The 9839-nt window shown below is 76.7% G+C and carries 11 protein-coding genes; 3 read left to right on the plus strand and 8 right to left on the minus strand.

The window, feature by feature from the left end:
- The coding region (locus IN07_RS23005; RefSeq protein WP_036341258.1) for a TetR/AcrR family transcriptional regulator at nucleotides 1–694 on the plus strand (694 nt) is incomplete at its 5' end.
- A gap of 76 nt (nucleotides 695–770) precedes the next feature.
- Here IN07_RS23005 and recN read toward each other — a convergent pair.
- The 4 genes from recN to IN07_RS23025 are packed head-to-tail and all read right to left on the minus strand — an operon-like array spanning nucleotide 771 to nucleotide 4633.
- Entirely contained in the window at nucleotides 771–2567 is a 1797-nt protein-coding gene (recN, locus tag IN07_RS23010) for a DNA repair protein RecN (protein WP_081975647.1), read from the minus strand.
- Nucleotides 2542–3612 carry an NAD kinase gene (locus tag IN07_RS23015; RefSeq protein WP_064972477.1) on the minus strand — a complete coding sequence of 357 codons (1071 nt, stop codon included), beginning with the start codon at nucleotides 3610–3612 and terminating at the stop codon, nucleotides 2542–2544. Before IN07_RS23015 ends, recN begins: the two co-directional genes overlap by 26 nt.
- A complete protein-coding gene (locus IN07_RS23020; protein WP_036341261.1) occupies nucleotides 3609–4406 on the minus strand; it encodes a TlyA family RNA methyltransferase in 798 nt (265 codons plus the stop codon). Before IN07_RS23020 ends, IN07_RS23015 begins: the two co-directional genes overlap by 4 nt.
- Nucleotides 4406–4633, minus strand: a complete 228-nt coding sequence (locus IN07_RS23025; RefSeq protein WP_156119354.1) for a hypothetical protein — start codon at nucleotides 4631–4633, stop codon at nucleotides 4406–4408. The genes IN07_RS23020 and IN07_RS23025 overlap by 1 nt, the downstream gene beginning before the upstream one ends.
- A 264-nt stretch (nucleotides 4634–4897) precedes the next feature.
- On the opposite strand from IN07_RS23025, the gene IN07_RS23030 reads away from it, so the two are divergent.
- The gene (locus IN07_RS23030) at nucleotides 4898–5236 is read left to right on the plus strand and encodes an alkyl sulfatase C-terminal domain-containing protein (RefSeq protein ID WP_036341266.1); all 339 of its coding nucleotides are present in this window, start codon (nucleotides 4898–4900) and stop codon (nucleotides 5234–5236) included.
- A gap of 16 nt (nucleotides 5237–5252) precedes the next feature.
- Here the strand turns inward: IN07_RS23030 and IN07_RS23035 are convergent, their stop codons facing one another.
- A complete protein-coding gene (locus tag IN07_RS23035; protein ID WP_064972478.1) occupies nucleotides 5253–6362 on the minus strand; it encodes an HAD-IIA family hydrolase in 1110 nt (369 codons plus the stop codon).
- A 34-nt stretch (nucleotides 6363–6396) separates the two neighbouring features.
- A complete protein-coding gene (locus tag IN07_RS23040) occupies nucleotides 6397–6798 on the minus strand; it encodes a tetratricopeptide repeat protein (protein WP_036341269.1) in 402 nt (133 codons plus the stop codon).
- A 150-nt stretch (nucleotides 6799–6948) separates the two neighbouring features.
- Here IN07_RS23040 and IN07_RS23045 point away from each other — a divergent pair, with 150 nt between their 5' ends.
- On the plus strand, nucleotides 6949–8220 hold the full coding sequence (locus tag IN07_RS23045; RefSeq protein ID WP_036341272.1) for a DUF1015 domain-containing protein: 1272 nt from the start codon (nucleotides 6949–6951) through the stop codon (nucleotides 8218–8220).
- A 32-nt stretch (nucleotides 8221–8252) separates the two neighbouring features.
- On the opposite strand, the gene IN07_RS23050 is transcribed toward IN07_RS23045, so the two are convergent.
- Both IN07_RS23050 and IN07_RS23055 read right to left on the minus strand, forming a co-directional pair.
- Nucleotides 8253–8612 (minus strand): single-stranded DNA-binding protein, encoded by a 360-nt coding sequence (locus IN07_RS23050; RefSeq protein ID WP_036341277.1) that lies wholly within the window; start codon nucleotides 8610–8612, stop codon nucleotides 8253–8255.
- Between the two features lie 85 nt (nucleotides 8613–8697).
- Entirely contained in the window at nucleotides 8698–9684 is a 987-nt protein-coding gene (locus tag IN07_RS23055; RefSeq protein WP_052091680.1) for a tetratricopeptide repeat protein, read from the minus strand.
- Nucleotides 9685–9839 lie beyond the last annotated feature (155 nt).

Here is a 9839-nt window from a genome sequence, read left to right on the forward strand (position 1 = left end):
GGGCGCCGCCGAGCCCGCGGACGCCGCCGGCCCCGGCCGGCGGGCCCGTCGCCGGGAACGGCGCGGCCCGAACCTGCGCGAGCAGCGGCGCCTGCGCACCCGGGAGGCCATCGTCGACGCGGCGGCCGAGCTGTTCGCCGAACGGGGCTTCGACCACGTCAGCGTGATCGAGATCGCCCAGCGCGCCGGCGTCGTGGAGAAGACCGTCTTCAACCACTTCCCGGTCAAGGAGGGGCTGGTCTTCGAGGCCGACCCGCCGATGCGCGCGGCACTGCTGGACGCCGTCCGCCGGCGCCCGGCCGGGGAGTCGGCCGCAGCTGCGGCCGGTGGCTTCGTCGTCGCCGCGGTGAGCCAGCTGGGGTCCCCCGCGGCGGCCGAGGGCGTCGCCGAGATGGCCCGGATCATCCGCGGCAGCCGGACGTTGCAGGCCCGGGAACGGGAGATCCTCGGCGCGCTGACCGACACCCTCGCCGAGCAGATCACCCTGGAGACGCGCGCCGCCGCCGGCGACCTGGAGCCGTGGCTGGCCGCGAACGCCGTCCTGGGGCTGTACTCGGCGCTGCTGGAAGCCGCTCGGGACCGGGTGCTGGCCGGCGCGTCCGGCCCCGAGCTGGTGACCGAGCTGCGCGCCCGCGGCCGCCGCGGGCTCGCGCTGCTGCAGTTCGGCCTGGCCGGGTACGCCAAGCGCCCCTGAGGAAGGGCCCCGTCCTCCGCACTCCTCGCGAGCTCCTGGACGGGGCCACCCGGCTCCCTCGTCCGGGGGCCGGGGGTCAGCGGCCTCGTTCGGCGGCGACGGCGAGCAGTTCCCGGGCGTGGGCCTGGCCGGTGTCGCTGTCGGCCAGACCGGACAGCATCCGGGCCAGCTCCCGCACCCGGTCCTCGTCCCGCACCGCCCGGATGTCGGTGGCCGTGACGCCCAGGGCGGTGTCCGGCGACTTGTCCACCACCAGGTGGGTGTCGGCGAAGGCGGCGACCTGGGCCAGGTGGGTGACCACGACGACCTGGTGCTCGCGGGCGAGCCGGGCCAGCCGCCGGCCGATCTCCCCGGCCGCCTGACCGCCCACCCCGGCGTCGACCTCGTCGAAGACCATCACCGGCACCGGGTCGGCGCCGGCGAACACCACCTCGATGGCCAGCATCACCCGGGACAGCTCACCGCCGGAGGCGCCCTTGTGCACCGGGCGGGCCGGTGCCCCCGGGTGCGGTGACAGCAGCAGGACGACCTCGTCGGCGCCGTCCGGTCCGGGCTGGTCGACGTCGGTGTCGATCCGGAAGGACACCTGCGCGTTCTTCATCGCCAGCCCGGCCAACTCCTCCCCCACCTCGGCGGCGAAGCCCTCCGCCGCGGCCTGACGGCCGGCGGTGACCCGGGCGGACAGCGCCGCCAGCTCTGCGCGGGCGGCGTCCCGTTCGGCCTCCAGCGTCGCCAGCGCCTCGTCGGAGACGTCGAGCTGGGACAGCCGGTCGGCTGCGTCGGCGGACCAGGCCAGCACACCGGCCAGCCCCTCCCCCGCGTCGGCGTACTTGCGGACCAGCGCGGTCAGCGCCGCGCGGCGGTCGAGCACCTCGGCCAGCCGTGCCGGGTCGGCGTCCAGGTCGGCGACGTAGCTGGCCAGCTGCACGCCGACATCGGAGACCACGGCCACGGCGTCGGCGAGGTCCTGCGCGAGCAGGACCAGGGTGGGGTCGTCGGAACCGGCCAGCGCCCGCTCGGCCGTGGCCAGCGCGCTGGTGGCGTCCTGCGGGAGGTCGCCGTCGCCGCCGAGGTCGCCGGTGACGTCCCCGACCAGCGCCAGCCGGGCGGTGTCGGCGACCGAACGCAGCGCATCGGCGTCGCCGAGCCGCTTGGCCAGGGTGTCGAGGTCGACGTCCTCACCCGGCTCGGGCGCCACCGCGGCGATCTCCTCCAGGCCGTGCCGCAGCACGTCGGCGGCCTGGGCGAGCTCCCTGGCCTGGCCGCGACGGCGGTCCAGATCGTCGGCCAGCCGGCGCCAGATCACGTGCGCGGCGCGGTGCTCCTGGACGAGCGCCAGGTGCTCCGCACCCGCGTACCGGTCCAGGGCGCGCCGCTGCTCCGCGGGGCGGGTCAGCCGCAGCTGGTCGGTCTGCCCGTGCACCGCGAGCACCTCCTCGGCCAGCTCGGCGACCACGCCGACGGGCACGCTGCGGCCGCCCAGGTGGGCCCGGGAGCGCCCCTCGGCGCTGAACGTGCGGGCCAGGATGAGGCTGCCGTCCTCGTCGGGCTCCGCGCCGGCGTCGGCGGCGCGGGCCCACACCGGGGAGTCCGGCGGCAGCACCAGCCGGCCCTCGACGCCGGCCCGCACCCCCGCGCGGACCCGCCCCTGGTCCGCCCGACCGCCGAAGAGCAGGCTCAGGCCGGTCACCACCATCGTCTTACCGGCACCGGTCTCCCCGGTGACCACGGTCAGGCCGCGGCCGAACTCCAGGGTGACGTCGTCGATGGAGCCCAGGCCGTGGATGTGCAGCTCCGACAGCGCGCCGTTCGGCGCCTGCGCGGGCTCCGGCTGCGGAGCCGGCCGCTCACGCCTTGCCGTCCGGGTGGCCACCGCCCACCTCCTCTGCGGTCCGCAGGACGCCGTCGCTGGTGTTGACGTCCCCGGTCAGCACGTTGGTGCGCCCGATGGGCGCCTCCTGGCCGGGCCCGTGGGAGCGGGCGCCGCGGAAGCCCCGCACCGGCAGCCCGAACTTGGCGACCAGCCGGTCGCCGAAGGCAGTCGGGTTCATCCGGGCGATCCGGACCGGCCGCTCGGAGCGCCGGACCTCGACCCGGCCGCCGTCGGGCACGTCGACGACCCGCCGGCCGTCGGCCGACACACGGGCCCGGGTGCCGTCCGGCGGCACGGCGATGGTCAGCACCGAGGTCGGCGAGGTGACCAGGGGCCGGGCGAACAGGGCGTGTGCGTTCGTCGGCACGAGGAGCAGCGCCTCGACGTCGGGCCACACGACCGGACCACCGGCGGAGAAGGCGTAGGCGGTGGACCCGGTGGGCGTGGCGCAGAGGATGCCGTCGCAGCCGAAGCTGGTCAGCGGGTGTCCGTCGACCTCCAGGACGACGTCGAGCACCCGGGACCGTTCGACCTTCTCCACCGAGACCTCGTTGAGCGCCCAGGTGCCCTCACCGGTCGGCCGGCCCTCGGCGTCCAGCACGGTGGCCTCCAGGGTGAGCCGCTCCTCCACCGCGTACTCGCAGCGCTGCACCGCGGCGATCATCTCCTCGACCGCCTCGGGCTCGGTCTCGGCCAGGAAGCCCACCCGGCCGAGGTTGACGCCGGTGATCGCCGCATCGGTGCTGCGCGCCATCTCGGCAGCCCGGAGGAAGGTGCCGTCGCCCCCGAAGACCAGCACGATCTCCACGCCCTCCGCCGCTCCGGGCCCGAAGGGGCAGACCTCCGCGCCGGGGACGGCCATCGCCTCGGCCTCGTCGTCCAGCAGCCGGACCACGATGCCTGCCTCGGCGAGCCGGGCAGCAGCGGAGCGGGCGAGTCCGACGATGTCGGCGCGCCCGGTGTGCACGGCCAGCAGCACCCGCCGTTGAGCCGGACGGGCCTCGTCGGCGGCGCCCGCCGATGCGCCTGGCTGGGGCTCGGTCACTGTGGTCCTTCCTGAACTGCTCGGTCGATGTCGGCCTGGTCCGGTGGGGGTGCGTCCCGGCGGAGCCGGAGGAAGAACTCCACGTTGCCGGCCGGGCCGGGCAACGGGCTGGCCACCACCCCGGCGGTGCCCCAGCCGAGCTCGGCGGCGGCCGCCGCCACGGTGGCGACGGCGTCGGCGCGGTGGGCCGGGTCGCGGACGACCCCGCCCGAGCCGAGCCGGTCGCGGCCGACCTCGAACTGCGGCTTCACCATCGGCAGCAGGTCGGCGTCGGGCCCGGCGCAGCCGGTGAGGGCCGGCAGCACCAGGCGCAAGGAGATGAAGGACAGGTCGGCCACGACCAGGTCGGTGGTGCCGCCGATCGCCTCCGGGGTCAGCTCGCGGACGTTGGTCCGCTCGTGCAGGGCGACCCGCTCGTCGGTGCGCAGCGACCAGGCGAGCTCGCCGTAGCCGACGTCGACGGCGACGACCTCCCGGGCGCCACGGCTCAGCAGGACCTCGGTGAAACCGCCGGTGGAGGCCCCGGCGTCCAGAGCCCGCCGGCCCTCGACGGGCACTCCGAACGCGTCCAGGGCGCCGATCAGCTTGTGCGCGCCGCGGGAGACCCACCGGGGCTGGTCCGGGTCGGTGCGGACGACGACGGGCGTGCCCGCCTCCACACCGGTGGCCGGCTTGGTGGCGGCCTGCCCACCGACGGTGACCCGGCCCTCGGCGATGAGCGCGACGGCGTCCTCCCGGGAGCGGGCCAGCCCGCGGCGCACGAGCTCGGCGTCGAGCCGGCTGCGGCGGGCCATCAGAGCTGGTCGATGGTGGACAGTTCGCGCTGCAGCCGCTCGTGCTCGGCCTCGAACACCGCGACGTGCTCGGCCACCGGCCGACCGGCCAGGTCGGCGAACGGGGACGCCGCGGGACGCGCCGTGGACTCCTGCGTGGCCGCTGCACCGGTGCCCGCCGGCGCCGGAGCGGGCCGGGCGCCGCCTGGGGGGTGCGGGACCGGGCGGGGCTTGCCAGGCACGCTCACGGGCTCCTCCTCCACACGCGGTCGACGCCGCGAGCCGGCAAGTGCCGGCTCGCCGGTCACCGGGGACCCGGCGACCACCTGGCAGGCTACCGGCCGGCACCGACCGGCGACGGTGCACCGGAGGAGCCGGTGGACCCGCCCTCGGCAACGACACCGCGCTGCGCGCCGGACCGCCCGCGCCCGCTCGTCCTCCCCGCCGGTAGCGTCCCGCTGCGACCGCGCGGCCGGGACGAGCCCGGTCACCGGCTGGAGGAGGCACCACACGTGGCGACGCTGGACGAGTGCATGACCGCCCTGGACGACTTCGTCGGCAAGCTGGCGGCCAAGGAAGCGGCACGGGACCTGGACCGCAGCGTCTCCTGCCGGCTGACCGACCTCGACCAGGTGGTCGCCGGCCGGCTGGCCCGCGGCTCGGTGCACGACATGACCGCGCTGCCGGACGGGCCGGCGGTGCCCAAGGCCGACATCCGGCTGACGATGACCAGCGACGACCTGCTGGCCCTGACCTCGGGGCAGCTGTCCTTCGCACCCGCGTGGGCGTCGGGCCGGATCAAGCTCGAAGCGGGCCTCCGCGACATGCTGCGGCTGCGCTCGCTCCTCTGACCGCCGGCCCGGGCCGTCACCCGGCGGTCAGGGCCCAGCCGGCCAGCACCCCGGCAGCCGCGTCGTCCCCGGCCCGCAGCACCGCCGGCCGCCCCGCCGCGGGGTGCCGCGACCAGTGCGCGACGGCGAGCGCACGCAACCCGTCCAGCCCGTCGGCCCCCTCCCGCTCCGGCCCGACCGCGCGCAACGTCACCTGCTCCCCGTCGGCCGCGGCCTCCCAGCCGCCGCACCGCCAGGTCCCCTCGGCCTCGACCGGGGTCACTGCCGGGTGCTCGACCAGCAGCCCGGCCGCATCGGCGGAGAGCAGGTCCGGCCGGTGCACCGGGCCTGCGGCGAGCAGGTCGGCCGGGGTTGCCACCCCGGAGAACACCAGCAGGCTGGCCGCGTCGGCCCGGCGGGCACCCTCGATGTCGGTGTCGAGCCGGTCGCCGACCACCAGCGGCCGGTGGGCGCCGGTCCGGCGGACGCACTCGGCGTGCATCGCCGGGTCGGGCTTGCCGGTGACCAGCGGCTGCTGCCCGGTGACCGTGCTGACCACGCCGACCAGTGCACCGTTGCCGGGCAGCACGCCGCGGGGCGAGGGGATCGTCGCGTCGGTGTTCGTGGCGACGTGCCGGGCGCCGGCCCGCACGGCCACCACCGCCTCGGCCAGCTGCGCCCAGCCCACCTGCGGGCCGTAGCCCTGGACGACGGCGGCCGGCTCCTCCTCGGCCCGCTCGACCACCGTCAGCCCGGCTGCCGACAGGGCGGCCGCGACCCCGGGGCCACCGACCGGCAGGACCCGCGCGCCCGGTCCGACCAGCCCGGCCACGACCGAGGCGGCGGCCTGGGAGCTGGTGATGACGTCGTCGGGTGCGGCCGGGATGCCGAGTTCGGTCAGGTGCCCGGCCACCTGCTCCGGCGTCCGCGCGGCGTTGTTGGTGACGAAGCCCAGCCGCATGCCCTGGTCCCGGGCGGTCTGCAGGGCCGCGGGGACCCCGGGCACGGCAACGGGGCCGACGTAGACGACGCCGTCGAGGTCGAGCAGGGCGACGTCGTAGGCGCGGGTGGGCGGGGTGTCGGTGCCGGCGGCCAGCGGCGGACGGGCGTCGGTCGGGCGAGGGCTGGACCCAGCGTCGGAGCTCACGCCGTCATCCTGTCGCAGGGCGTGCGGTCGGGCCTCAGGGCAGCTCCGTCGCCGGCCCCCTCCGGGCCCGGACGCCGCGCAACGCCCGGGCGTAGTGGTCGCGGTCGGGACGCATCGCCACGGCCAGCGCGAGGTGTTCGGCGGCGAGCTCGAGCTCCCCGGCCCGGCTGGCGGCCAGCCCCAGCCCGAACTGGGCGTAGTCGTCGGCGGGGTCGACCGCGATCAGCGCGCCGAAGGACTCGATCGCCTCGCGGTACCGGCCGGCGTCGTACTGAGCCCGGGCCAGGGCCTCCCGCACGCTGCGCGAACCGGGCTCGGCGGCCAGTGCGCGGTCGAGCAGGGTCGCGGCAGCATCGGGGTTGCCGTCGCCCAGCAGGTCGAGCCCTCGCTGGTACCAGTCGTAGACGCCGCCGTCCGGCTGCCCCGGGTCCGCCACCGCAGCTCCTCCTCCGCACCCCCCGGGTGCTCCACGCGCCGCCGGTGCCGCCAGGCACCGCTCCCGCCCCCGGCGGGGGCACTCCTACCATCGACCCGTGCCCTCGACGACCCCCTGCCCTCGACGTCGGCGGACGCCCCGCCCGCTGTCGTGACGGGCCTCGACGTCCGGCCGTTCCGCGCCGTGACCTACCGCGAACACGACGGCGAGCACCTGGCACGGGTGAGCTCACCGGCCTATGACCTCGTGAACCCGGCGGGGCGGGACCGTCTGGCCGCCGCCGATCCGCACAACATCGTCCGCCTGATCCTGCCCGGCGTCGAGCCGTTGCCGGGGCGGGAGACGACCCGCGCCGAGCGCGACCGGCGGTCTGCCGCCGTCGCCGGGGAGACGCTGCGCACCTGGCTGACCGAAGACGTGCTGGTCCACGACGAGGTGCCTGCGCTGTGGCGGTACGAGATGGCCGCGCCGGGGGCCGTTCCCACGATCGGCTGGCTGGGGGCGGTGACGCTGCCGGCCGCTGGTTCGGTGGCCGTGCTCCCGCACGAGGACACCTTCCCCCCGGCCGTCGCCGGACGCGCCGCCCTGCTGGCCGCGACGGACACCGATCTGGAGCCCATCGTCCTCGCGCACGACCCCGACCCGGAGGTGGCGGCTCTCACCCGGCAGACCGGGGACGTCCCGCCCACCCTGCAGGTCGCCGACCCCGACGGGGTGGTCCATCGGCTGTGGCGGGTCACCGACCCCGAGGTGCTGGACCGGCTGACCCACGCCCTGGCCGGGACGGCCGCGGTGATCGCCGACGGGCACCACCGCTTCGCGGCCGCCCGCGACCACCAGCGGGGCCGGGCCGGCCAGGGCAGCGTGCTGGCGCTGGTCACGCCGATGGGGGCCGGCGGGCTCCGCGTCCGGGCGATCCACCGCGTGGTGCCCGACCTGTCGATGTCGGCCGCGGTGGAGTCGGCGGCTGCGGGGTTCGCGGTCCGTGAGCTCGAGCTGCCCGGCAGCGACGTCCGGCCGGTGATCGCGGACTGGCTGGAGACCGGTGCGGACGGGACGTTCCTGCTCACCGACGGCAGTCGGGTCGCCGAGCTTTCCGAGCCGTCGCCGGCGATGCGGGCGGCCGTGCCGGCCGAGGCGCCCACGGCCTGGCGGCGGCTGGACGTCGTCCTCGCCCACGCCGCCCTCCTGACCGGTCTGTGGGGGCGCCCGGACGACCCGTCGTCGGTGCTGGTCGCCCACGACGTCGAGGAGGCGCTGCGGCTGGCCGCGGACCGGGCCGGCGTGGCCCTGCTGCTGCGTTCCCCGTCGCCGGCCGACGTCGCGGCGGTCGCCCGGGCGGGGGCGCGGATGCCGCGCAAGTCGACCCTCTTCGTGCCCAAGCCCCGCACCGGTCTGGTGCTGCGCCCGCACGGGCACTGACCGGCCGGCCCGGGGCGTCGGTCCGGGGCCGGTCACGCCGGCTCGGCCGACGCCCGCGGCGTTCCCCGGGAGACCTTGCGGCCGCGCCGGCAGGTGACCTCGTAGGCGACCGCCGTGCCGGTCGGGGTCCGCCAGAACCGGCGCTGCAGCGACCCCTCCACCTCGACGACGTCGTCCGGAGTCCAGGCAGCGGCGTATCGCTGGAGCGCCGGCAACAGGCTGACGCAGGTGATCACGTCGGACTTCGGCCCGCGGGGCCGGGGGCTGTCCCGGCGGACGACGAGCTTGAAGACGAGCAGGGTGTCGCCACTGGGCAACGGGCGCAGCTCGGGTGGGGCGGACAGCCGGCCGCGCAGGACGACGTCGTTCCGGTCGATGACAGCAAGGCTCATGCCGCGAGCCTCGCTGCCCGGACAGCACACCGGCCAGGTGTGCCCACGGTCTGTGGACGCACCTGGCCGGTGTGGACGACGGAGCTCAGTCCGTCGGTGACTCCTGCTCCGGGACGTCATGCCCAGGCGCCTCCTGGAACAGGCGCGTGTGGTCCCGCTCGACGGGGGGCGGCGTCTCGCCGAGGAGCTCGGCCACCTCGGCCTCGATGTCATCGGCCGAGACGTCACCGAAGTCGACATCGGCGAACTCGACCCCGCCGATCTCGGCGGCGGCGACACCCGGGCGATCTGCTTCGGCGACCTCCGCCGGGGGCTCCTCGGCAACGAGCTGGTCCTCGTCGACCTCTGCGTCGGCGACCGGGCCGTCGACTGCCAGGCCGTCGGTGGCCTCGGTCTCGTCGGTGGCCTCGTCCTCATCCCCGTCCTCGTCCGCGAAGAGGGCCGCAACACCGGTGAGGTCGTCGGGGTCTGCCGCGGCGATGGCGGCGAACCACTCCCCGGCCAGTTCCTCCTCGCCGCGGGCGTCGAGCAGCTCGGCGTACGCGGTGGCGAGCCGGAGCTGGCCGAGGTCCGGGTTGCCCAGGGTCGCAGGGGTCGGACGTCCGCCGAGGGCAGCCTCGAGAACGAGCGCAGCGGCTGCCGTCTCGCCCAGGTCCTGTCGTGCCCCGGCCTCGACGAGCCGCAGCTCCACGAGCTCCTCGTCACCGGGCTGGGTCGCCAGTGCCTCCTGGACCAGCCGCAATGCGTTCTCCGGCCGCTCCAGGGCGCGCTCACAGTCCGCCAGCACCGCGCGATAGCTGTCGTCACCGCTCATCCGGGCGTAGGCCCGCAGCTCGCGGGCGGCCTCGGCGTAGTCGCCTGCGTGGTAGGCCGCTACGCCGACGGCCTCACGGACGGCAGCGATGCGGGACGCGCGGTCCCGGGCGGCGCGGGCGTGCTCGAGCGCCAACTCCGGCTCGTCGTCGAGCAGTCCGCCGGCGGCCACGAGGTGTCGAGCCACGGTGTCGGCGTTGCGGGAGTCCAGGCCACGCAGCGCCGACCGGACCGACTGGTCGAGGTCCCGCGGATCCACCCACTCCGGCAGCGCAGGGCCAGGAGCCCGACGCACGGCCGTGTCCGCCTCGGGGCGCCGGTCCTGCCAGGCGGGACGGTCACCCTGCGGATGACCCTGCCCCTGCGGGCGGTCACCACTGGGGCGACGGTCCTGCCACGCCGGACGGTCACCCT

Source organism: Modestobacter caceresii (assembly GCF_000761485.1).
Taxonomy (GTDB): Bacteria; Actinomycetota; Actinomycetes; order Mycobacteriales; family Geodermatophilaceae; genus Modestobacter; species Modestobacter caceresii.

Coding starts and splice junctions, on each gene's coding strand:
- IN07_RS23020 (WP_036341261.1), bottom strand. CDS start 4,406: ATGGCCCGCCGCAGCCGGCTCGACGCCGAGCTCGTGCGCCGCGGGCTG.
- IN07_RS23050 (WP_036341277.1), bottom strand. CDS start 8,612: ATGAGCCTTGCTGTCATCGACCGGAACGACGTCGTCCTGCGCGGCCGG.